General features: G+C 40.8%; 19 protein-coding genes. 14 read left to right on the top strand and 5 right to left on the bottom strand.

Annotated features, from left to right (window positions below; all coding sequences use genetic code 11):
* Positions 1-417: 417 nt before the first annotated feature.
* Together H6G41_RS00170 and H6G41_RS00165 are read right to left on the bottom strand one after the other, a co-directional pair.
* Positions 418-1599, bottom strand: coding sequence for a patatin-like phospholipase family protein (locus H6G41_RS00170; protein ID WP_190742483.1), 1182 nt, complete (start codon positions 1597-1599; stop codon positions 418-420).
* 227 nt (positions 1600-1826) lie between these two features.
* On the bottom strand, positions 1827-3170 hold the full coding sequence (locus H6G41_RS00165; protein WP_190742481.1) for a dihydroorotase: 1344 nt from the start codon (positions 3168-3170) through the stop codon (positions 1827-1829).
* Positions 3171-3413: 243 nt separating this feature from the next.
* Between H6G41_RS00165 and lepB the strand changes: the two genes are divergently transcribed.
* From lepB to H6G41_RS35570, 8 genes are all read left to right on the top strand, one after another.
* Entirely contained in the window at positions 3414-4055 is a 642-nt protein-coding gene (gene lepB / locus H6G41_RS00160) for a signal peptidase I (protein ID WP_190742480.1), read from the top strand.
* 283 nt (positions 4056-4338) lie between these two features.
* Positions 4339-5124: an MOSC domain-containing protein gene (locus H6G41_RS00155; RefSeq protein ID WP_190742478.1), complete on the top strand. Its 786-nt coding sequence runs from the start codon at positions 4339-4341 to the stop codon at positions 5122-5124.
* A 619-nt stretch (positions 5125-5743) separates the two neighbouring features.
* The gene (locus H6G41_RS00150; RefSeq protein ID WP_242037765.1) at positions 5744-8608 is read left to right on the top strand and encodes an ATP-binding protein; all 2865 of its coding nucleotides are present in this window, start codon (positions 5744-5746) and stop codon (positions 8606-8608) included.
* Complete coding sequence (locus H6G41_RS00145) at positions 8605-10440, top strand: GGDEF domain-containing response regulator (RefSeq protein ID WP_190742473.1); 1836 nt, start codon at positions 8605-8607, stop codon at positions 10438-10440. The genes H6G41_RS00150 and H6G41_RS00145 overlap by 4 nt, the downstream gene beginning before the upstream one ends.
* 131 nt (positions 10441-10571) lie before the next feature.
* Positions 10572-11858, top strand: a complete 1287-nt coding sequence (locus H6G41_RS00140; protein ID WP_190742471.1) for a response regulator — start codon at positions 10572-10574, stop codon at positions 11856-11858.
* 294 nt (positions 11859-12152) lie between these two features.
* Entirely contained in the window at positions 12153-13340 is a 1188-nt protein-coding gene (ldpA, locus tag H6G41_RS00135) for a circadian clock protein LdpA (RefSeq protein WP_190742469.1), read from the top strand.
* Positions 13341-13380: 40 nt separating this feature from the next.
* On the top strand, positions 13381-15120 hold the full coding sequence (locus tag H6G41_RS00130; RefSeq protein WP_190742466.1) for a R3H domain-containing nucleic acid-binding protein: 1740 nt from the start codon (positions 13381-13383) through the stop codon (positions 15118-15120).
* Between the two features lie 70 nt (positions 15121-15190).
* Positions 15191-15316, top strand: a complete 126-nt coding sequence (locus tag H6G41_RS35570) for a hypothetical protein (protein ID WP_277877966.1) — start codon at positions 15191-15193, stop codon at positions 15314-15316.
* Positions 15317-15327: 11 nt separating this feature from the next.
* On the opposite strand, the gene H6G41_RS00125 is transcribed toward H6G41_RS35570, so the two are convergent.
* The gene (locus tag H6G41_RS00125) at positions 15328-15900 is read right to left on the bottom strand and encodes a nitrate transporter (protein ID WP_190742464.1); all 573 of its coding nucleotides are present in this window, start codon (positions 15898-15900) and stop codon (positions 15328-15330) included.
* Positions 15901-16380: 480 nt separating this feature from the next.
* Positions 16381-16959 (bottom strand): TIGR04376 family protein, encoded by a 579-nt coding sequence (locus tag H6G41_RS00120; RefSeq protein ID WP_190742462.1) that lies wholly within the window; start codon positions 16957-16959, stop codon positions 16381-16383.
* Between the two features lie 452 nt (positions 16960-17411).
* Between H6G41_RS00120 and H6G41_RS00115 the strand changes: the two genes are divergently transcribed.
* The 3 genes from H6G41_RS00115 (at position 17412) to H6G41_RS00105 (ending at position 20377) form a co-directional block, all read left to right on the top strand.
* A complete protein-coding gene (locus H6G41_RS00115) occupies positions 17412-17606 on the top strand; it encodes a type II toxin-antitoxin system HicB family antitoxin (protein ID WP_190742461.1) in 195 nt (64 codons plus the stop codon).
* Between the two features lie 743 nt (positions 17607-18349).
* Entirely contained in the window at positions 18350-19693 is a 1344-nt protein-coding gene (locus H6G41_RS00110; protein WP_190742459.1) for a DUF3131 domain-containing protein, read from the top strand.
* An 84-nt stretch (positions 19694-19777) separates the two neighbouring features.
* Positions 19778-20377 carry a cytochrome b/b6 domain-containing protein gene (locus tag H6G41_RS00105; RefSeq protein ID WP_190742458.1) on the top strand — a complete coding sequence of 200 codons (600 nt, stop codon included), beginning with the start codon at positions 19778-19780 and terminating at the stop codon, positions 20375-20377.
* A gap of 42 nt (positions 20378-20419) precedes the next feature.
* Here H6G41_RS00105 and H6G41_RS00100 read toward each other — a convergent pair whose 3' ends face one another.
* Complete coding sequence (locus tag H6G41_RS00100) at positions 20420-20728, bottom strand: DUF3067 family protein (protein ID WP_190742456.1); 309 nt, start codon at positions 20726-20728, stop codon at positions 20420-20422.
* Positions 20729-20957: 229 nt separating this feature from the next.
* On the opposite strand from H6G41_RS00100, the gene petC reads away from it, so the two are divergent.
* From petC to H6G41_RS00085, 3 genes are all read left to right on the top strand, one after another.
* Entirely contained in the window at positions 20958-21497 is a 540-nt protein-coding gene (gene petC / locus H6G41_RS00095; protein ID WP_190742453.1) for a cytochrome b6-f complex iron-sulfur subunit, read from the top strand.
* A gap of 167 nt (positions 21498-21664) precedes the next feature.
* Positions 21665-22666 carry a cytochrome f gene (gene petA, locus H6G41_RS00090; protein ID WP_190742451.1) on the top strand — a complete coding sequence of 334 codons (1002 nt, stop codon included), beginning with the start codon at positions 21665-21667 and terminating at the stop codon, positions 22664-22666.
* Positions 22667-22894: 228 nt separating this feature from the next.
* Positions 22895-23128: a photosystem II protein, Psb35-related gene (locus tag H6G41_RS00085; RefSeq protein WP_190742450.1), complete on the top strand. Its 234-nt coding sequence runs from the start codon at positions 22895-22897 to the stop codon at positions 23126-23128.
* Positions 23129-23671 lie beyond the last annotated feature (543 nt).

Below are 23671 nucleotides of genomic sequence, written 5' to 3'. Positions count from 1 at the left end.
TACTGAAATACCGCAAGCTAAACGCTAAAAATTAAAAAATCTTCACTTTTTATCGGCACTACAACCTATATATATACTGATTGTTTACCCACAATTTCAATGTTTATACAGGTAAATATCAGCTTCATTAGTTCAGAGCCAGAATAAATTAATCAATTATTCTACTACAAAAAAGATATTTTTATACTAGTAATACCTATGGGTCATGCATAATGGCCAAGTCAAGGCTGGGAGACCCTAGCAATTAATTTGTCCCCTGCTTTTTGGCAAAATGTATAAGTTATACTCTATTTTGTATATAAATAAACCTGATAAAATGATGTAATGATAAATACGCAAAAATCTCGTGTATATACGAGATTTGGAGCAAGATAGTTTTGTTGTAAAACTCTCTCAATATATTTTTAAGTAGATGCACTAATTAATAGCAATAAAAGATGCGATCGCCTGTTTGACATTCGGGCCTAAATCGTTTCTTGTATAGTAAGTATGTCCTTCATCAATAAATGCAGATGTCGCATCTATCAACTGTTGAATAACATCTTGGCTAGCGTCATCTATTTCTTCACTAACTTTTTTACCTGTATATTTATTGGTTCGCTCGTGTGGTTTTAAGACGACGCGAGTATCTTTATATGTTTCTTTTGATTTCGCCTTAAATCTCTCATTCAAATCAAACTGAAGGCGTAAATAGCGTTGAGATTCATACCCGCCCATCAGTTGTCGGCAAATCGTGCTATTAATCTCAGACGTAGGCTCCATAAATATATCAGTAATATGTTGCGCCCAGTCCAAAGGCTTCCATTGGTGTACTTGCTCAAATTGATAGGGTTCACCAGTTTGTCCGGTGCCAATAGATAAAATGGAGATGTCTTCCATCTGGAGATTTTCTAATTTATATTTGCGCTTAGTTTCTGGAGAGACAAGCAAATCTGAAGATTGACTGATGCGCATCACCAAACTTAGTGCGGCTAAAGCCGGATTATTTGCTGATACCCCACCATCAATATGCGGGAACACCCAATTACCGAATTTTTCTTTATTGACAGGCTCTAATTTATATGGGGGAAAAAACGTAGGGGCGGATGCAGAAGCGACACATATCTGCCATAAGTAACATTCATCGTACCAACGGTAGCCCAAATCTGGATGACAATTAGTAAAAAATGTGGTGTTGCGATACAGGGTATCGTAAGCCAAAATCAAAATTATCGGACTATCTATATCTTTGATTCTTTTATATCCCAACTTTTCAATTAAGACGTTGACTAATCCTTCATGAGAATACTTGCTGGGTGAAAATGCTTCCAGAATAGGCTGTACAAACGATGGAAACTTATGATAGCGGTTTTTGCATTTCAGGGGAAATATCCGCCTACCTTCATTGATATATAAATCAATCAATTCTTGACTAGTTTTACCAACAACCAATCCGGCGGCGAGAATCGATCCAGTAGAAGTACCCGTAATTAAGTCAAAGTACTCATTTAAATTCTGACCTTTTTGCTTTTTTACCTGTTTCTCAACTTCTTGGAGGATTCGTGCTGTAATTACTCCCCGCATACCGCCACCATCTAAACTCAGGATTTTGAATGTCATATTTGTTAGTCCAAAGTCAATAGTCAATAGTCCAGAGTTCAGAGTCAATAGTCAATAGTTCAAATCATCCCAAGTCTGGATTCCAGAGTTGATAACTTTTTTACCAATGACTATTAACCCATGACCAAACAAGCAATGGTCTGGAAATGACTCTTGTCCGTTATACCATCACCTGAAAGTGTAATGATTTACTGTTGTATGCTAAGTAAGGAGAGAATCAAGATTGACTACAAGAAAGTTAAAGCTTGACCTCGGACTTGGGTATTTAACTTGCCTTTGTCATAGACAATTTCACCACCGACAATAGTTGTCACAGCCCAGCCTGTCAAGTTCCAGCCTTCAAATGGACTCCAACCGCATTTAGTTAAAAGTTCTTCGCGGCGGACTGGGCGGTAAGTATTTAAATCTACCAGTACAAGATCGGCATCATAACCGGGAGCGATCGCACCTTTGTTGGGAATACCATAAGCTACAGCTACCGCTTTGGACATCCATTGTACAACTTGGGCAATTGTACATTTTCCTTCCTTAGCAGCAGTTAACATCACAGCTAAGGAAGTTTCCACACCAGGCATACCTGAGGGAGTGTTAGGATATTCTTGGGCTTTTTCGGCTAAGGTATGAGGTGCGTGATCTGTGGCGATAAAGTCTATGACGCCATCACGCAAAGCTTGCCATAAAACTTCATTATCATGGGGCGATCGCAAAGGTGGATTCATTTGCGCCAGAGTGCCAATTTTCTCATAAGCGCTAGTATTTAAGACTAAATGTTGTGGTGTGACCTCTGCGGTTACCCAACTGGGTTTATCTTGACGCAATAACTCGGCTTCTTCGGCGGTGGACATGTGAAGAATATGCAAGCGCCGCTGGTATTTTTTAGACAGCTTTAATGCCAGTTTAGTAGCCAATAATGCTGCTTCGTTATCTTGAATTTGGGAATGGATAGCCGGATCGTGAATTCCCGCAAATTCTTGGCGACGTTGGTTAATTCTCGCTTGATCTTCAGCGTGTACCGCAATTAAGCGAGCCTGCTTCGCAGGAGCTTCGCTAACGCCTTGAGAAAATATTTTCTCTAAAGCTGCTTCATGGTCAATTAGTAATTGACCGTGCATTGACCCCATAAAAATTTTAATTCCTGGGGTTGGTTTGGCGGTAAGTAAATCTGGTAGATTCTCTGCTGTTGCCCCAATAAAAAAGCCATAATTAACTAAGCACTTATTGGAGGCACGTTGTAGTTTATCGTCTAAAGCTTCTTGGTTAATTGTCAACGGACGTGTATTGGGCATTTCCAAAAAGGAAGTTACTCCTCCTTTGGCGCAAGCACAACTGGCGGTAAACAAATCTTCCTTATGTTCCAAGCCTGGTTCGCGGAAATGCACTTGTGGATCTATGACTCCTGGCAACAATGTTAAGCCAGTAGCGTCAATTTCACTAGTAGCCGTTTGTGTGGAGATTTGCGGTGCAACTTCGACTATTTGGCGATCGCGCGTCAGCACATCCCCAACCATTAATTCCCCACTAGGTAGAATTATCTGGGCATGGCGAATTAATAAACTTTTGGCAGATGACATAGAGTTAACAATACTCAGAATAAAGGACTATGCATAACAGAGAACTATTTTTTTAGGTTAAACTTGATTGCACTCTTTGTAGTCAATTTTTGCCGCAGGTTAAAAAAGTTTATTGTTATCTATGTATATTACTGTCAAAATGAAAACATGAAAATCCAATTAGAGTTCTACGGTTAAAATTTCCAAATATAGTTCCCCTTTGGCAATTTAATTACCTGCATCTTTGTTTACTTCAGTAATTTCATGCAAAATCAAGTGTCTGATAAAAATTCTAGTCAACAACCCGATCATTCCTGGATTGGAGAGCTAGGTAGAACAGTTATATTAAGCATAGTTCTAGCCCTAGGAATTCGTACTTTTGTTGCCGAAGCTCGTTGGATTCCTTCGGGATCTATGGAACCCACCCTGCATGGTACTCCAAACCAGTGGGAGGCAGACAAGATAATTGTAGATAAATTGAAGTACAGGTTTTCTCAACCACAGCGCGGGGACATCGTCGTCTTTTCCCCCACAGATGAGTTAAAAAGAGAACAATATCACGATGCTTTCATTAAACGCATCATTGCCTTACCTGGGGAAAAAGTAGAACTCAGAAATGGCAAAGTCTATATCAATAACAAACCTCTCCCGGAAGATAACTACCTCAAAAACCAACAAGGTACAGTAATTGACGTTTGTACCTCAGGCCAGCAAGTACCCTTCTTAGCCAAACCCCAGACCATACCCCCGAATTCATATTTAGTCCTAGGCGATAACCGTAACAGTAGCTATGATAGCCGTTGCTGGGGTGTTGTCCCCCAAAAGAATATCATCGGTCGGGCTGTGCTGCGATTCTGGCCGCTCAATCAAGTTGGTGGTCTTGATAAATCACCCTTATATCCCTAAACTTAGCGATCTATGCTTGTTACCCCTAAGTTGAACTATTAACTATAGGGAAGTCCAAAAAATAAATTATCCCAAATTGTCGGGGCGGGGTCACTCCGCCCCTACGAGTTAGGGGCTAAATTAGTTGATGATAGGGATGTTTTTTATTGGTAGTCCGGAAGTAGAGGGTGACAAAAAAACCAAAGTTGCTAAAAAAGTAAATTTACTTATAAGCTTTGCCCCCTCTGGCTTTTAATCGGTACAAGTTTTCCCCCTGACCTACTTACCTGGAGTACGCTGTATAATGCCATACTTAGCTAAGATTGTACTCTACCCCATTAAGTCGTTGGATGGTGTTGAAGTTGAGAACGTTACAGTTCTCCCTAGTGGAGCGCTAAAGGGCGATCGCGAATTTGCGCTTTTCGATGAAGATGGCAATGTTGTTAATGGCAAACGCCATGCCAAAATTCATTTATTGCGCACAGAATTTTCACTTGCACAAAGAACCTTATCTCTGCAAGTTCCCGGTAGCGATTCGCCGAGAATTTTCCATCTAGATAGAGAACGGCAGCACCTAGAGGCAACTTTTAGCGATTTTTTTGGCTTTGCAGTCACATTAGGCCAGAATTTAGAAATGGGTTTTCCCGACGATCGCAACTGTCCAGGGCCGACAGTGGTGAGTACAGCCACTTTGACAGAAGTGGCTTCTTGGTTCCCGGATATGACTGTGGCACAAATGCGCCGTCGCCTACGTGCCAACATTGAAATTGGCGGTGTACCAGCATTTTGGGAAGATCGATTATTTAGTCACCAAAGCGATGCAACAGTTTCCTTTCGCATCGGTGATATCTGCTTTTTGGGAATTCAGCCTTGTCAACGCTGCGTAGTCCCAACACGTCATCCTGATTCTGGTAAAGCCGACAGCAACTTTCAAAAAATATTTGTGCAGCAGCGACAAGCAACTTTGCCAGATTGGGCGGCTGCATCCCGATTTAATCATTTCTACAAATTGACTGTTAATACTCAACTGTCAGCCCCATCAGTTGGCAAAATATTACAAGTTGGCAATGAAGTTGCAATAAATACTTAAAGTTTGTAATTTTTCTTCAAAGAAAAAAGCAAACAGTAAAAATATCAAAAATTTCTTTACCGTTTCCGCGACGATCTTATCTAGTAATTTTCCGCGTTTTGTAATTGAATATGTATGATTGTTTGCCAATAACCAGAAATTTCCAGGCTGGCTACTGAAGCGGTAAACAATTGAAAATTCCCTATAGACTCTGGTGTCGATTGTAACAGTTAATCTTGTTTGGCATACTGTAGTTAATTAGTAAAATTTCAACCAATATAGATGCCATTCCGAATCAGTGTAAATAGCTATTTTGCACCAGTCAGAGAAAATATGCCTCAGCATATTCCCCTAAAATTCAGCAAATTAGCCTATTAGAAGAAAACTCGAAGATTAAATTGAGGAGGCACAGAGTTCGTCCAGGAATTATATTAAACAAAGTACTGCTATCTTTTATACAAGATTAGGAAGATTGTCAGAGGTATTTTGCGCCTAAAAGTAGTACTAATGCTGCTATTTCTTGTATTTTTATTTACAAAAACCCCAAATGTAGTCTGGGGTACAAAATTCCACAACAATGTTATCTAAACTTCAGTCTGTCAAATGTCTCAACCGTTTAGTTGAGAAAACTTATATAAATATGATGCCCCGCAAATATGTTGTAATTGTGCCTGTTGTATTGCAATTTTGTGGAACTGTAGGGCTTGTTGGCTATCTTTCAGTTCACAATGCACAACAAGCTGTTAAAGATTTAGCGATTCAGTTAGAAAGTGAAATCTGCGATCGCATCGACAAATATCTTGGTAAATACTTCACCACTTCTGGGTCAATCGATCAACTAGGTTTACTCAACTTTTCTGACTTGCAAGCCAAGAGAAATTACCTGTGGAAGCAAATGCAAGTTTTCTCAAGTAGCGATCGCAATTTTGCCAACCCCAAAGGGGAATTGATGAGACTCGAACGCTTAGAACGGGGCTTGTTGATACAAGCAGTTTCTCCTAACCAGGGTATGAGTAAACTTTACGTTTACGTGACAAATAACCTAGGAAATCGCCCCGATTTTCAGCAATTTAAAAATCGCGATCGATTGGGGATTGATTGGTTGATTTTGGGGTTCATTACCAAAGCCAACTTGTCCAAACAACTTCACCCTAACAACATTACTAACTTATTATCCCTAGTTGCCTTTTTAATAGTTGCCCAATTTGGGATTCTGATTACCTGGTGGACGCTTAAGCTAATTATGCAATTCAATAAATCAAAGAAGACGACTACAAACAAGGCGGAAGAGAACGCAGAATTACCGCCTACCGAAGAACTGAATAAATTTGCGATTTCACTAAATCACCGAGAGAATAACCTGCAAAAAATTGCTACAAGTTTACCCGCCACACATACAGCATTCAATAGAATTTTATCTGTGAATCAGTGTCAACCATCTAAATTTTTAACTGCTATGCCAACAGATGGAACTCTGAAGAATCAGCCAGGTAATCATGATGATATTAATCACCTAAATCAGCAGATTTTTACTCAAGTATTCCCTAACATTTCTCATGAAACCTTAGCAGCATTTGAGCAAAATTACCTAAACAGTAACGAGTCAAAATACCGCGATTTAGATAAAAAGCAGTTTGTTTTTAAATATGGATTACCAGGAGCTAAAGCTTTACCAGGACAAAGTTTTAGAGTCAAAGAAATAGGAGTACGCCATCCAGAAAAAACAATTCTCATTGAAGCTTTGAAAATGCCTATCTATGACGAAATCAGCAATATTAATGCCCAGGCAAATAATTTACCTGAAGTTAGTCAACCGCAAAAAACAGACAAAGTCCTCACCCAATACAATCGCCTATTAGAATCACAAGTCAGAAAACGTACCCAAGAACTTCTCAAAGTTATTCAACAACTACAAACAACCCAAAAACAACTGATTCAATCGCAAAAAATCGCCGCCAGGGGTAGATTAGCGGCGGAACGGGCAAACCGCGCCAAAAGTAAATTTCTGGCGAATATGAGTCATGAGTTGCGGACTCCACTCAATGCCATTTTAGGGTTTACCCAGGTCATGAATAATGACAATTCTTTATCTTCGGAAAATAAAGAGAATTTGGCAATTATCAATCGCGCTGGCGAACATCTTTTAAATTTAATCAATGACATTCTAGAAATGTCGAAAATCGAAGCCGGCAAAACTAGCTTGAATATCAAAAGCTTTGACTTAATTCGACTATTGACCAGCTTAGAAGAAATGTTTGCTCTTCGGGCTGCGGCTAAAGATTTACAACTAGTTTTTGAATATGCAGCCAATCTTCCCCAATATGTGCAAACAGATGAAAGCAAACTACGCCAAATTTTATTAAATCTTTTGGGCAATGCTATCAAGTTTACTCATAAAGGTAACGTGATTGTGAGAGTGAGTGGCGGATCACTGGCAGATGTCGATCCCCGCCTTTACTTTGAAGTTGAAGATACAGGCCCGGGGATTGATCCTCAAGAACTTCACCTGTTGTTTGAAGCTTTTGGACAAACCGAAACTGGGAGACAATCCCAACAGGGAACCGGACTAGGCTTAACCATTAGCCGCAAATACATCCAAATGATGGGTGGAGATATTACTGTTACTAGTAATCCGGGTGAGGGTAGTAAATTTACATTTGATATTCAAATTAGCCCAGCGGTTGCTAGCGAAATTCAAAGTCAGCAACATAAATATCAAGTTGTTGGTTTAGCACCAAATCAAGGTGAATACCGCATCTTAGTAGTTGACGATGTGAAAGAAAGTCGGCTGGTGTTAGTGAAAATGCTGACAGCCATTGGCTTTATTGTCCAGGAAGCGACTAATGGCCAAGAAGCGATCGCCCAATCCTTAGAATGGCAACCACATCTAATTTTTATGGATATGCGAATGCCGATTATGGACGGCTACGAAGCCACAAAAGCGATTAAAAAACAAATCCAAATGGGGTACAAAGAAAAAAACTTACCATCTCATCGCCAAACACCAAAAATAGGCAACGTTGCTACCCAGCTGACTGACCAATTATTAACAATTCCAGTATCTACCAGTAGGGAAACTAGCCATGTACCTATTATTATTGCCTTAACTGCCAGTGCTTTTGAGGAAGAAAGACAGAAAATTTTGTCAATTGGATGCGACGATTTTATTCGCAAACCATTTACTCAAGAAGTATTACTAGAAAAAATCAGCGAACATCTGGGTGTAAAATATGTCAGCCCAGTAGAGACTGTAAATCCAGCTGCTAGTCAAGAAACAGACATATTTCCCAGTGAAGCTGAACTCATCTGGCACTTATCGCAGATGCCTCAGCCTTGGTTAAGAAATATACGTCATGCCGCAGCTAGCTGTAGCGATGACATGATTTTAGAGTTGCTTGCCCAATTACCCCCAGAACAAAGCCAAATCTTCCGGCTTTTGGGACAATTAGCACACAACTATCAGTTTGAAAAAATTATGGAACTGACTAGAATAAAAGCAGAATGAACTACGAACGGTTAGAACCAGAAAAAAAAGATATATTGCTCATTGACGATATGGCAGATAACCTGCGAGTTTTATCGTCACTGCTAACTAGAGAAGGGTATAACGTTCGCAAAGCTTTAAACTGGCAAATGGCTTTGACTGCTTGTCAAACAGTATTACCAGATTTGATTTTACTGGACATTATGATGCCGGAAGTTGATGGCTACGAAGTCTGTCAACGGTTTAAGGCTTGGGATTTGACGGCGAATATTCCGGTAATTTTTATTAGTGCCCTAGATGATGTCTTTGATAAAATCAAGGCTTTTAAGGTAGGGGGTGTAGACTACATTACCAAACCTTTTGAATTGCAAGAAGTCTTAATTCGGGTGCAAAATCAACTGGCACTGAGAGCAGCACAATTAGAAGTGATTAAGTTGAATGTTGAACTCGAACAAAGGGTGAAACAGCGCACTTGGGAACTAGAAAAAGCGCTGCAAAAACTTCAGGGAGAAATTAATTCTCGCCAACAACTGCAAAGTAAATTACTAGATTTAGCATTACATGATTCCCTGACTGGGTTAGCCAATAGAGTATTATTTATCAGGAGAATTGAAAATGCTCTCAATCGTGCTAAGCAAGAATCTAGCTATCAATTCGCCATTCTGTATTTAGATTGCGATCGCTTTAAAGTTGTCAATGATTCTTTAGGCCATTTAGTAGGCGATGAATTACTCTTAGCTATTGCTCATCGTCTGCAATCAACTTTAACACCAATGGATACCCTCGCCAGATTAGGTGGAGATGAATTTGGTATTTTGTTAGAAAACCCCACAGATATCAATATGGTAATTGAAGTAGCGGAGCGTCTGTTGCAGCAGCTTTCGCTCCCCTTTAAACTTACCAGATATGAGGTATTTATGAATGCCAGTATTGGCATTGCTTGGGGAAATAAAGATTACGATCGCCCAGAATATTTGTTGCGGGATGCTGATACAGCAATGTATCGCGCTAAGGCTTTAGGTAGAGCTAGGTATCATGTTTTCGATCCGATCATGTATCAAGAAGCAATCCAGCTATTAGAGATTGAAAACGATCTGCGCCGCGCTGTTGCACGCCAAGAATTTATTGTTTATTATCAACCAATTGTTTCTTTACTTACAGGTAAAATTGCTGGCTTTGAAGCTTTAGTGCGTTGGCAACATCCCATTCGCGGTTTAATTCTCCCCGCAGAATTTATCCCCGTAGCGGAAGAAACCGGATTAATTAATTCGATTAACACCTGGGTATTACAGTCAGCTTGTCAACAATTACGTTTATGGCAACATCACCCAGCCATTCCCGACAGCCTGACTATTAGCGTAAATTTGAGCGCGCGCTTATTTTCTCAACCAAATTTAATGGCACAGATTGATGAAATTCTCTATGAAACTCAAGTAAATCCCGAAAATTTAGAACTGGAAATTACAGAAACTGTAATTATGGAAAATAGTCATGCCGTGAAAACAATTCTCCAACAATTAAAAGAGCGGCGGATTAAGTTAGTCATGGATGATTTTGGTACGGGTTATTCTTCTTTAAGTTATTTGCATAGTTTTCCTTTAAATGCGTTAAAAATAGACAAATCTTTCGTCAAAAGGATGCAAGAAAACCAAGAAGATATGGGTTTAGTACCCGCCATGATTAACATTGCTGACTCAATGGGTATGCGCGCGATCGCCGAAGGTGTGGAAACTACTGAACAGTTAGCTCAATTGAGAAGTTTAAACTGTGAATTTGCGCAAGGCTTTCTATTTTCTCGACCTATAGAACAGCAATCAGTTCTGAATTTACTTACAACCGCGCCTCAATGGTAATTATTTTCTTGGTTGTCATTTGTCAGTTGTCATTAGTCATTTGTATAAATATAGTTGAGCAATCTTCTATGACTTATAATTCATAAATATTGTCCAATGACCAATGACAAATGATCAATGACAAATGACCAATGAATTTAAATAACCACAATCATCATAAAGGAAATGTTTTGGTGGTAGATGATACCCCCAATAACTTGCGTCTTCTATCAGCTATGTTAACAGCACAAGGCTATGAAGTGCGCAAAGCTTTAAATGGAAAAATGGCTCTGACTGCTTGTCACGTAGTTTTACCAGATGTAATTTTACTTGATATTAATATGCCAGAAATGGATGGCTATCAAGTTTGTCAACAATTAAAAAGTGACAAAATTACTGCGGAAGTGCCAGTAATTTTTATTAGTGCTTTAGATGATGTTTTAGATAAAGTTAAAGCCTTTGATGTAGGTGGTGCTGACTATATTACTAAACCGTTTCATGGTGCGGAAGTTATTTTACGGATCGAGAATCAAATTAATTTGCGGTTGTTTCAACTTAAACTGCAAGAAAAAAATATCTTACTCGAACAGGCGCTAGCTAATTTGCAAGCCGCGCAAGTTCAACAAATTCAAAATGAAAAAATGGTAGCATTAGGGCAATTAGTCGCGGGAATTGCCCATGAGGTGAATAATCCCATCAGTTTTATCTATGGGAATTTGCAATATGCTAATCAATATATACAAGATTTAATAAATATTATTAGTACTTATCAACAAGAATATCCCCAACCAAATCATAAAATTGAAAAAATTCTCAAAGATTTAGATTTAAATTATGTAACCAAGGATCTGCAAACTCTCATGGGTGCTATGCATAGAGGTGCAGAGCGAATCACAGATATAGTTCTCGCATTACAAAATTTTTCCAGACACGACGAAGCTGTGATGAAGCAGGTGAATATTCATGAAGGTATTGATAGTGCTTTACTGATGCTGCAACATCGACTGCGGGAAACAGCAAATCGTCCAGCTATTGCAATTATTCAAGATTACGAAAATTTGCCTTTAGTTAGTTGTTATCCTAGCGAACTTAACCAAGTATTTATGCATTTATTAAATAATGCCATCGATGCTTTGGATGGATCGGTGAGTCAAGAAAAGCCACAAATTCAAATTCATACACAGCTAACACAAATAAAGACAGTCAAGATTGCGATCGCGGATAATGGCCCTGGTATCGAAGAGTCATTGCGATCGCGGTTATTCGATCCATTTTTTACCACAAAACCCGTAGGCAAAGGCAGCGGGCTAGGATTATCCATTAGCTATCAAATTGTGGTGCAAAAACATCGAGGACAGATAACTTGTGCTTCATCCCCAGGACAAGGTGCAGAGTTCTTACTGGAAATTCCCCTCGAACAACCTGAGTATTCCAGCTGAGTCTTCAAGTCTGGCATCTCATTTAAACACATCACAATCTGCTTAGATGTATTAAATTAAAATCCTCGCTGTATGTTCTAAATTCTGAATTTTTGATACCCGCTGTTTAATTTCTGTAACCAAAACCAAAAGCATAAAACATACTTAAGTAAAGCTGAAATCTATATCTAGCAGGGGTTGAAAGGCAAATTTGCTATTGATAAGTAAAACCCCTCAGAAGTAAAAATGAGGAAATCGGGATTTTTTCTCTATAAGAGACTACATTTTTCAGTCTCAGAAAAGCATAATAGAGATGTGACTGATCTGTTTACCCCTTTACAATCCCTCAAACAAGGTCACTGGTTCAAGCTCATCTGTGGAGCCAGTTTCCAGCATCTCCCTGCGGTCAGAAGTTTAACATTAGCCTACACTTTGGCGGGCGCTGACTGTATAGATGTCGCAGCTGATCCAGCGGTGATTACCGCCGCTCAAGAAGCGCTCGCAGTAGCCAGGAATCTAGCTGTTGATGCTCAGCAACGCGGCTTTGCCTTTAAAGGGAATTTACCATTTTTGATGGTCAGCCTGAATGATGGTGAAGACCCTCATTTTCGTAAAGCCGAGTTTAACCCAACTGATTGTCCGCCAGACTGTCCTCGCCCCTGTGAACGGATTTGTCCCGCACAAGCAATTGTGTTTGACAGTATAAAAGATAACTACTCAGGTGTGGTAGAACAAAAGTGTTACGGCTGTGGTCGTTGCATACCAATTTGTCCATATGATATAATTTATACAAGCTCATACATGTCAACGCCGGGAGCGATCGCACCATTGGTAATGTCAACAGGAGTAGATGCTGTCGAGATTCATACACAGGTAGGGCGATTTACAGAATTTCAGCGACTATGGCAAGCAATTTCACCGTGGATAGATAAATTAAAGTTAGTAGCGATCAGCTGTCCCGACGGCGAAGGAATGATAGATTACCTTCAAGCACTATATGACCTAATGCACCCCCGTCCCCATGCTTTAATTTGGCAGACAGACGGCCGTCCCATGAGTGGAGATATTGGCGATGGCACCACTTTAGCAGCAGTGAAATTAGGACAAAAAGTTTTGGCAGCACAGTTACCCGGATATGTGCAGTTAGCAGGCGGCACCAATAGCTATACCGTTGCCAAGTTAAAGGCAATGGGAATGCTCAAGAGAGCAGGGGAAGAGGACAAGGGGAGACGCGGAAACAAAGACGCGGGGAATATTTTCTCTAACTCCCTCACCGCGTCAGAGCGTCTCCCACTCTCCTCGTCTGCGATTGCCGGAGTAGCCTACGGTAGCTACGCCCGTGTACTGCTGTCGCCAATTTTGGCACAGTTAGAAACTCAGGAGGTGAGTAAAACCAGTGTTAAGGCGACTACCCGCCTGGAAGAAGACGATATATTACTCTGGCAGGCTGTAGAGCTTGCCCATTCTCTCGTTTCCCAGCTCAAGTCACAACAGGAGCGCTAATCGCTCGTTCGTTATCTCGCAAAACGTCACCATAGAAAGCATGACGATTACAGACGATCTCCAAAAGTTGTTAGACATTTTGCCCCAAGACCTACGACAAATACTAGAGGATCATCCTAAAAGAGACTATTTAGTAGAAGTGGTCTTGGATCTGGGCCGTCGCCCAGAGGCTCGCTTTCCTAATCAAGCTGAGTATCTGAGCGAAAAGCCTGTCACTCAAGAACAGATAGATGACTGCATTCAGCGAGTTGGAACCTTTGGCGGAGATAATCGGGCAGGAATTGAGCAAACTTTGCACCGGATTAGCGCCATTCGCAACCGCACGGGTAAGATTATTGGCTTAACCTGTCGTGTCGGGCGGGCGGTATTCGGCACCATTGGCATGATTCGCGATTTGGTAGAAACTGGTAGATCGATTCTGATGCTGGGGCGGCCAGGAGTCGGTAAAACTACTGCCTTACGGGAAATTGCCCGGGTTTTAGCCGATGAACTCAATAAGCGCGTGGTAATTATCGACACCTCCAATGAAATCGCTGGAGATGGCGATGTTGCCCACCCTGCAATTGGTCGCGCCAGAAGAATGCAAGTTGCTCATCCAGAGCTTCAGCATCAAGTGATGATTGAAGCTGTGGAAAATCATATGCCAGAAGTCATCGTCATTGATGAAATTGGCACAGAATTGGAAGCTTTGGCAGCTCGTACCATTGCCGAACGTGGCGTCCAGCTGGTAGGTACTGCCCATGGTAACCAGATAGAAAACCTGATTAAAAACCCCACCCTGTCAGATTTGGTGGGGGGTATCCAAGCGGTGACCTTAGGAGATGACGAAGCGAGACGCCGGGGCAGTCAAAAGACTGTTTTGGAACGCAAAGCCCCTCCCACCTTTGAGATTGCTGTGGAAATGTTAGAACGGCAACGCTGGGTAGTACACGAAAGCGTTGCAGACACGGTAGATACTCTACTGCGGGGTCGCCAACCCAGCCCACAAACCAGAACTGTTGATGAAAATGGCAAAGTGTCCATTACCCGCCAACTTTCAGTAGTCAACGGTCGCGGTGCGGCAAATCAAGCAGGTGGGGAAGACTCATTTGCGGGTTCTCGCCAATCTAACGGTTGGCGTTCATCTGGACAGATGGTAGCCTTACCACCCCCATCTATAGAACGGGAGAGAGTCACTGGACGCAGTGAATTTGACCGCTTGCTGGATGAGTCCTTTAATTACACCGACACCATTGATTTTAGTGTTGGCAAAAAACCAGGCCCCAATGGCGAAGATTTACCACTGCACGTTTACCCCTATGGCGTTAGCCGTCACCAATTAGAGCAGGTAATTAGCGTGCTATCTTTGCCCGTGGTATTGACAAAAGACATCGATAGTGCGGATGCAATTTTGGCACTGCGATCGCATGTCAAAAACCATGCCAAATTAAGGCAAATGGCTAAAGCCCGTCATGTACCCATTCACATGATTAAGTCCAGTACCATACCACAAATTACTCGTGGTTTGCGGCGATTGCTGAACATTGACGAGCCTGAAATCACTGACGAGCAAGAACTGCAACTGTTTTTACACAGTGGTAGCGATGACGAAATGGACGCCCTGGAAGAAGCTAGACTTGCTGTAGAGCAGATAGTTATTCCTAAAGGACAACCAGTGGAGTTATTACCCCGTTCTCCCCAAGTCCGCAAAATGCAGCATGAGTTGGTAGAACATTATCGGCTTAAGTCCCATAGCTTTGGTGAAGAACCAAATCGCCGCTTAAGGATTTATCCGGCGTAATTTCACCGAAGTTTAGAGTTTAAATTTTGGATTTTGGATGGAAAATTCAAAATCCAAAATTTAAACATTTGTGAAGAAAAAACTCTATGTCTTAAAGGTAAAAGAGAATTTAATTCCCCCAGTTGAGCAAATATTAAGTATTTTTGGTGTGGATGCTGCGATGCCTGCGGCAACCCCTGCGGGGAACGCAATCTAAATTAAATCTAATTAACTAGATTTCTTACTCCCAGAAACCATTTGTACCAAAAGATAGGTACTGAAATCTAAAAACTGATCTAGTAAACAGCCAATCACACCAATATAAATTATTGCCTGGATTAAGTAATTAATACTGCCAGCTTTATAAGCATCCCAGGCTAGTAAACCCAGTCCTTTTGGGCCGATGAGCATTTCTATAGCAATGACTGTAAACCAGGCTACCCAAATGCTGACTTTCAACGCATGAAATGTATGGAATATGGCTGCACGAAAGCTTTTATTCTGTCTGTAAAAATGCCCCATTCCTATCGCCGTATTCAAAATCATTGTCCAGAGAGTGCCAATGAAAATTACCATTACAGATGCAACTTCACTATCTGGAAATAAGATGAGAGAAATTGGTAGCAACGCTATAGGCGGGATACTATGAGGTATTTGAAATATCCGCTTACTTAGCTGATAGATGGGGTTATTTAAACTGATTAAGTAACCAATAAAACCACCTAAAATAGCTGCTGGGATATAGCCAACAAATAATTTTTGCAGGCTAGATAAAATATCTAGAGGTATACTATGTTCCATGCCTCAGTGATGATTTGGCAAGTCTAGGTAATACTGCGGCAATTGCAAATAACAAGGCAGCGTCTCAGCTTCCCTCAACAACCAGAGCGAAGGAAAGGGAGACGAAGAGATAAAAAATACCCAATCAGGGCTGATAGTCTTATTAACTTAAATTTAACAATAAATTAAAGCCAACTTGAGAAATTAAATAAAATTTCAATAATTCACTTTTAGAATTAAAATTTGGGATGCTTATAAGCTAAATCATCCAAAAAATCTAGCAAATAGATAGCAAATTGTCACTTGTTAAACCATCAGGGCACAACATTGTTGTGCCCCCACCTTTGTACTTCATTTAGCTGAAAAATGCTGTAATCAACAATTCATAATTCCTAATTAATTACTGCCTAACAAGGTAAGCAAGAGTACAGCAAATTAACGTGCCGATATGTAGAAGTTGAGTATGGCAAAATATTTAAATTGCGAATGACGAATTATAAATTATTTTTTGCCCAAATTGCGTTTCATTTGTTCTAACTCATCTTCTGTTTCCCAACGCCGAAACTTTTCTTCTAAGTCGTCAAAGCTATCCGAATAATTACTAGATGCATTTGACCAACCATCAGTTTCTAAACGCTGTTGAGCTTGTGCTTTGACACGCGCTTGCTGTGCAGCAGCAGCTTTGGCTTGTACCTCTTGTCGCCGCACCTGAATTTTTTGCAGTAATTCTTGAGATTGGTTAATGCGTTCTTTTAATCCCTGCATGTGTCCCCAACGCTGATTACCTTCGCGCAAGAGGGCGGCTTCTCGTTCTTGGGCTGCGAGGGCTAAATCATCTCTACCAGCAGCTTTAGCCTTTTGAACACGGATGTGCCAACGCTGAATTTCTTGCGCTGTAGACAGAATATCTTCTTGCGATCGCTTCTCTTGTAATTGTAAATCTGCAACCAGCTTTAAAGTATCTTCCTCTTGCTCCCGCAGCTGTTCTAACAGCGCTTCTAATTCCAAATGGGGATTATTACGCAAGAATTCTTCTAAACGGTTTTCCAGAAATCGGCTTAAATCATCAAATAAACCCACTGCTAGCACTCCAGATTCAGGTATGTGCTTTTATTGTAATAATTATTATCCTAGGGGGAAAGCTACTGATAATATTTCACTCTCAAGTAGCTTTGATATTAGACGGGCTTGAAGCCAAATTTCTGCTTTTCAACTAGTTAAACTATCGCTATAGATACAGAATCCTTCTCTGGTTGACAGTTGTTGACACTATCGTGCTAATAGCAATTTATTCATCATTATTGGTCATGTTGCAGGTAAACATGAAAAAAGGAATTTGGCGTTGATAATTTCGCAAAATTGCCGTGAAATTGTCAACCTTAATACATTTTTCTGTTAAAGAATAATATTTATGTCACTATATCCTCAAATTCCTTACTGGCAATGACTAGTTCCAGTTTGTGCAGTATCACACGAGCGATTTTTGTTTAATTTAAGAAGTTAGAATAACAAACAAAAGCGGTTATATATATATGCGTTACAAAGTCAAATTAAACAAAACAAAAACAGGATATGCGATTTGGTGTCCCGCTTTACCAGGATGTTGGACTTTGGGAGAAACTGAAGAAGAGGCCTTAGAAAATATCAAAGAAGCAATTAAAACATATTTGGAAAATGTTGAGGAAGTCACTCAAAATGCAGAGTTACGCTATGTAGATGTGGGATAGATGAATGATTGACGCTTCAGGAAGTTAAACATTAACGATCGCTGCATTCATAAAATGCTGGTTTTTCGTGATGGACTCCATTTCACTTATATTCAAGTTAATACTGATGTACTAATATTTGCAACGATTACCAGTTAAAAGTTGCTATGTTTGATTTAACAAACTATAACTAGATCTAAAAATCAGCAGTGTTTTGGCGATCGCGCAGAACATTGTATATTGCCTATTAGCGATCGCTAGTAGAGTTGAACAACGCTAGAAATTTCCTTGGACATTAATCGATATTCTTCCCAAACCCCATCAGTACAAATTGGGAATGTCTTTCAGGTATAAATTTTTTTACAAATTCAGTACTTCTATTCATTTACTAAAACAATCACAGAGACGCATTGGTAGAGTTGGGGGTTTTCTACCCTGGGCGACAATCCATATGTCACAATCATTAAGCAAGCTTGTGCTTCTTGGGCGATCGCAACTGCGACAACAGTTTTTCATCTTCGGTAGTTACAGTTGAAATTTTAGCTGTTAAAGTGTATTAATTTCTTCTATAATCTCAAAGAAATTCCTGATATTGGCAAAAAAGTATTATTGAATACATATATTTTATGGAAATCATGTCATAGGATTTCTATCTAGAAGCTAAAAGCTTAATATAGCTTGGCTTAAGTAGGAGAGGTAGTTACACCTACAATCCAGATTTTAGTCTAAATTATTGATATAACAAGCTTTATAGTACTGATACTGTGCTAAAAACTGAAATCTCAACATCTCACTCTGATACTACGGGCAATACAGCACCAGCAATTGCCACACTTGATGCTCAATCCTTAACCTTACCAGGTACACCTATTAGTCCTAGTCAGGCGACTATCAGTAAAACTCCCTATATAGCGCCCCAAGCAGGATCGTTAACCCTAGAAGAAACTGCGATCGCTCATCAAGCTTGGTTGTATTTCCAGCGGAACTGGAATGAGCAAACAGGCTTGATAAATTCGGTCGATGGCTTAACTTCTGTAACCATGTCCGATCAAGCAGTCGCGATCGCCGCTTTGATCAGTGCTAGAGAACTCAAATTTGTATCAGCTTATGAATTTGAAGTCAAAATCGGCAAAATGTTGCACACTCTAGCGTCTTTAGCTTTGTATAAAGGCGAACTACCAAACAAAGTCTACAATTCTCAAACTCTCATACCCATAAATTATGGTCAACTAGAGAAACGAGAAGAAATTGGCTGGTCAGCCATTGATATCGGCAGATTAGCGATTTGGCTGAAGATTTTAGGCACGAAATATCCTCAGTTTCAACACCAAACCGAAGCTGTTTGGCGGCATTGGCAAGTACAACGCCTTACCAAAGACGGACAACTGTATGGTACTACTGTCATTAACGGTAAAGAACAGTACCATCAAGAAGGACGCTTAGGCTATGAAAATTATGCTGCCTACGGGTTAAAACTTTGGGGACTGTATGTCAAAGAAGCATTAAATTATCAGTCCCATGTGGCCTTTGTGAACCTTTACGGCAAAGGTGTACCTTACGACGAGCGCAATCACGAAAATTCGGGAGCTAATAACTACGTTCTCAGCGAACCCTATATTCTTGATGGGATTGAAACCGGATTTCAAACTGTGCCGAAAGCTTACGCCGATAGGATTTTAGCTGCCCAAGAAGCCCGTTATCTCACCACAAAACAATTAACAGCCCTAGCAGCAGACTATGTAGATCTTCCTCCCTACTTTGTTTACAGCTGTTTATTTGTCAATAAAGAACCTTGGGCGACAATTACAGAAAATCATGAAAAATACCATGATTTACGCTTTTTGAGTACTAAAGCGGCTATTGGTTGGCATGTACTGTATAACACCGCTTACACTCGTCAGCTATTTAATTTTGTGCAAAGAAATCTCCACTCTAATAAAGGCTGGTATAACGGCTTTTATGAGTCTCTCAAGCAAATCAATCAAGCTGTGACAGCTAATAATAATGGGCTAATTCTTGAGAGTTTGTTATATAAATCTGTGGGACAACCGCTGACTATTTGGGCTGGCGTAAAATCTTCACGTTCTGCTGCGAATAAGTCTGCTTGAAAATTAAGGATATAGCAATTCGAGCCAAGTTGTGAAATTATTTTGGAGGTAGGAAATAGAGAATTTCGGCTAGAGCAAATATCTATGAGTTCGACCATTCCCAATCAAAAACGCAAGTTACCTAAGCAAGCTATTGGAGCGAAGATTTTCCACACAGGAAATATTATTAGCTTGTTTATCATGCTTACCAGTGGTCTACAAATTTATAATGCCAATCCCGTTTTTGGCGGACGTTCAGGTTTACATATTCCGCCCATATTTACATTAGGAGGTTGGCTAGCAGGAGGTAGACACTGGCATTTTTTTGCCATGTGGTTATTTTCTGTAAATTTATTGTGGTATGGAGTTTATATATTAATTACCCGTCGTTGGCGACATAGATTTGTGGGTGCGAACGATATCCAAGCATTACAAAAAAGTCAGAATTCTCGGCGGCTGATTTATGCTTGGCATCGCATTGTATATACAGCTATTATTCCTATATTGCTAATAGCAATATTTACAGGTATCGGAATGTATAAACCTGCACAGTTTCCTTGGATTGTAAATCTATTTGGGAGTTGGCAAGCATTGCGAATTGCTCACTTTTGTTCAGTCCCCATAGTTATCGGATTTGCGATCGCTCATTCTCTACTAGGACGGAAAGCAGGGGGTGAGCAACTAACAGAATCGATGTTTTGGTGAACCCAACGGCAGCTAAGGGCGTGCAATTTTTGCCAAATCAAGTCATAATATCCATTCGGAGCTACGCTCGCCTAAATCAAGGGGAATACTCACAGCTTTGCCTAACCGGGGACGCTCGCGTGTCTGTGTAATAAATGTTTGTACCTGGGAAGCTCCCCCCAAAGCATGGAGATAATTGGCAATGCTATCTAGATGAGCCTGGTACTCGTCTTCACTCAAAGGAAAAGAGGCTTGCTCTAGATATTTCCACATCACTTGGAGAAAAATTTTCCCTTGGGAGCGCCGCAGCTGCACATCGTAGGAATAGCCCCATTTCTCAACTAACAGTTGACGTAATTCCTGTCCTGTCATACGTTGCCTCAATTAGAATTTACATTTAGTTATGATGTTAAGTTCCGTAACTCAAGTATGATAAGGATATAAAGAAATGTAATGCTAACAGAAAAGATGCTAGAAATATCTTGGAACAGAGAAGTATGGCATTTTTGTGGGCATTAACATTTGGACTTAGATAAGAGTTGCTCACCTACTAGTACTCTTATCAAAATGCTTAACAAAATACACAAAGAGCGCGTAGATTATGGCTCAATTTTCTGAATCAGCAGACGTGCCCGATATGGGGCGTCGTCAATTCATGAATCTGCTCACTTTTGGCACCGTCACTGGAGTGGCTCTGGGAGTATTGTATCCGGTAGTCAAATACTTTATTCCACCCGCTAGTGGTGGCGCTGGTGGCGGTACAACAGCAAAAGATGAACTGGGCAACGATGTGAGCGTCAGCAAATTTCTAGCAAGCCATAATGTAGGCGATCGCGCCCTAGTTCAGGGACTCAAGGGCGACCCCACTTATCTTGTTGTAGAAAGCAAAGAAGCCATAGGCGATTACGGCATTAATGCCATCTGCACCCACTTAGGTTGTGTTGTCCCCTGGAACGTGGCGGAGAACAAATTCAAATGTCCTTGTCACGGTTCCCAATATGACGCCACAGGTAAAGTCGTCCGCGGCCCAGCACCTCTGTCTTTGGCTTTGGCTCATACCAGCGTACAAGACGATAAAGTCGTCGTTAGTCCTTGGACTGAAACCGACTTCCGCACAGGCGAAGAACCTTGGTGGGCTTAATTATCTTGTCAGTGGTCAGTGGTCAGCGGTCAGTTGTTGACTTTCCACTGACTAATGACTAATGACTAATGACCCTACGGGTTCACCAGTTGTTCATGGGGGAAACCCCCAAGACCACACTGGTTCACCAATGACTAATTCATGAGAGAATCGTTGCCCTTATAGAGATGAGAAATGCTTCGATAATCGCGAGGTTAACTCGCAGCACCAAAGCAATAGTTAAAGTATTGCTAATTGCGATCGCTACAGTGACATTCTACTTCACCAGCGATTTAGCTCTGCCCCAATCTGCTGCTGCCTATCCTTTTTGGGCACAGCAAACCTATCCAGAAACCCCCCGCGAACCAACTGGGCGAATTGTTTGCGCCAACTGTCACCTAGCTGCTAAGCCGACACAAGTGGAAGTTCCTCAATCAGTTCTACCTGACACTGTGTTTAAAGCTGTGGTGAAAATTCCCTACGATACCAGCGTCCAGCAGGTAGGTGCTGATGGTTCTAAAGTCGGCTTAAACGTCGGTGCTGTATTGATGCTCCCCGAAGGCTTCAAAATTGCTCCCGAAGACCGCATTCCTGAAGAACTGAAAGAGGAAGTTGGCGATACTTACTTCCAAACTTACAGCGAAGATAAAGAGAACGTCGTCATCGTTGGCCCTTTACCTGGCGAACAGTATCAGGAAATTGTCTTCCCAGTTCTCTCCCCCAACCCCGCAACTGATAAAAATATCCACTTCGGTAAATATTCAGTGCATGTAGGTGGTAACCGGGGACGCGGACAAGTTTACCCAACTGGTGAAAAGAGCAACAACTCCGTTTATAACGCTTCTGCGGCTGGTACAATTACCAAGATTGCTAAAGAAGAAGATGGAGACGGTAACGTCAAATATATAGTGAGCACCCAAACCGAATCTGGTGAAGTTGTCACTGATACAATTCCTTTAGGCCCAGAATTGATTGTTTCTGAAGGGCAAACAGTAAAAGCTGGTGATGCTTTGACTAACAATCCTAATGTTGGTGGATTTGGTCAAAGAGACGCAGAGATTGTATTGCAAGATGCTAGTCGAGTTAAATGGTTGATTGCATTCATTGCGCTTGTCATGTTAGCTCAAATCATGCTCGTCTTGAAGAAGAAGCAGGTTGAGAAAGTTCAAGCCGCTGAAATGAATTTCTAAACTCTTTTGCTAATTCATTTGTTCAAAAGACAGGCCATATGCCTGTCTTTTTTTAACTTTAAATTTAGTGGCATGTCAACCGAGATGTAATTGCGATCGCCAACTACTTGGGTGTGGATTCCCCTACTTTCCTTATCGGTAAGCACGTTAGTTTGCATATTGCAATATTTGTAACGATAAAGTTATATTTATTTACATAAAGTTACAAAATTTCCATAGAGGTTTGAAATGACTATCTTAGTTGCATTATTGGTTGTCGGTTGGGTAGCAGCTTCAGTTATCGGGACTCTGGCTTATTTTTTGGGAGAGCAAAGCAAGCCCATCCACGAGCGTAACTGGCGCTCAGATGCTTTTGAAACCTTAGCCAAGTCGATTACAGGGCAAGATATCGACTATGCTGAACGCACTCCGGCCTATGCATATGCAATGGATGCCTACACCAGCAGCAATCTGCCCCGATAAAAGCTCAGGTGGCATACTAGCATGGCAACAAATACAGCCCCCAGCCCATGATTGGGGGTTTGGCTTTACAAAAACTTCAAATGATTGACGTTTTATGAAGAATATGTTAAATATATTAATATAAGCTTACAAAGCTAAGAAATCTGAATATTTGAACAACGACAACGCAGAAGAAAATCTGACATTTGGGTATCTCGGAGCTTTCTTCTTTATCCTCGGCTTCCGCATCGGGCCGAGGTTTTATTTTGGGTAGGTTAGTTGTCAGTTGTCAGTTGTCAGTTGTCAGTTGTCAGTTGTCAGTTGTCAGTTGTTAGTTGTTAGTTGTCAGTTGTCAGTTATCAGTTGTCAGTAGCATAAGGGCTGATCCTTAACTAATAGTCACAATCATTACGCCCTTGTCGGTTACCTAACTTCAGCAATTTCGGTATATACCCTAAAGACATTAGGCGTTAAGCAAGTAAAAATTGATTCGTATTAAGCATCTGTAATCACTCCAGAAAGCTCCAGAAATACTGAGAGGCAATCTGGAGTTTCTTTAATTTA

The sequence above is a fragment of the Tolypothrix sp. FACHB-123 genome (assembly GCF_014697075.1).
Classification (GTDB): domain Bacteria; phylum Cyanobacteriota; class Cyanobacteriia; order Cyanobacteriales; family Nostocaceae; genus Aulosira.
This window is presented reverse-complemented; position numbering and strand designations above follow the sequence as displayed.

Excerpts from the sequence above, each read along its gene's own strand:
- H6G41_RS00170 (WP_190742483.1), bottom strand. The coding sequence starts at position 1,599 with ATGACATTCAAAATCCTGAGTTTAGATGGTGGCGGTATGCGGGGAGTA.
- H6G41_RS00165 (WP_190742481.1), bottom strand. The coding sequence starts at position 3,170 with ATGTCATCTGCCAAAAGTTTATTAATTCGCCATGCCCAGATAATTCTA.
- lepB (WP_190742480.1), top strand. The coding sequence starts at position 3,414 with ATGCAAAATCAAGTGTCTGATAAAAATTCTAGTCAACAACCCGATCAT.
- H6G41_RS00155 (WP_190742478.1), top strand. The coding sequence starts at position 4,339 with ATGCCATACTTAGCTAAGATTGTACTCTACCCCATTAAGTCGTTGGAT.
- H6G41_RS00150 (WP_242037765.1), top strand. The coding sequence starts at position 5,744 with ATGATGCCCCGCAAATATGTTGTAATTGTGCCTGTTGTATTGCAATTT.
- H6G41_RS00145 (WP_190742473.1), top strand. The coding sequence starts at position 8,605 with ATGAACTACGAACGGTTAGAACCAGAAAAAAAAGATATATTGCTCATT.
- H6G41_RS00140 (WP_190742471.1), top strand. The coding sequence starts at position 10,572 with ATGAATTTAAATAACCACAATCATCATAAAGGAAATGTTTTGGTGGTA.
- H6G41_RS00130 (WP_190742466.1), top strand. The coding sequence starts at position 13,381 with ATGACGATTACAGACGATCTCCAAAAGTTGTTAGACATTTTGCCCCAA.
- H6G41_RS00125 (WP_190742464.1), bottom strand. The coding sequence starts at position 15,900 with ATGGAACATAGTATACCTCTAGATATTTTATCTAGCCTGCAAAAATTA.
- H6G41_RS00115 (WP_190742461.1), top strand. The coding sequence starts at position 17,412 with ATGCGTTACAAAGTCAAATTAAACAAAACAAAAACAGGATATGCGATT.
- H6G41_RS00105 (WP_190742458.1), top strand. The coding sequence starts at position 19,778 with ATGAGTTCGACCATTCCCAATCAAAAACGCAAGTTACCTAAGCAAGCT.
- H6G41_RS00100 (WP_190742456.1), bottom strand. The coding sequence starts at position 20,728 with ATGACAGGACAGGAATTACGTCAACTGTTAGTTGAGAAATGGGGCTAT.
- petC (WP_190742453.1), top strand. The coding sequence starts at position 20,958 with ATGGCTCAATTTTCTGAATCAGCAGACGTGCCCGATATGGGGCGTCGT.
- petA (WP_190742451.1), top strand. The coding sequence starts at position 21,665 with ATGAGAAATGCTTCGATAATCGCGAGGTTAACTCGCAGCACCAAAGCA.
- H6G41_RS00085 (WP_190742450.1), top strand. The coding sequence starts at position 22,895 with ATGACTATCTTAGTTGCATTATTGGTTGTCGGTTGGGTAGCAGCTTCA.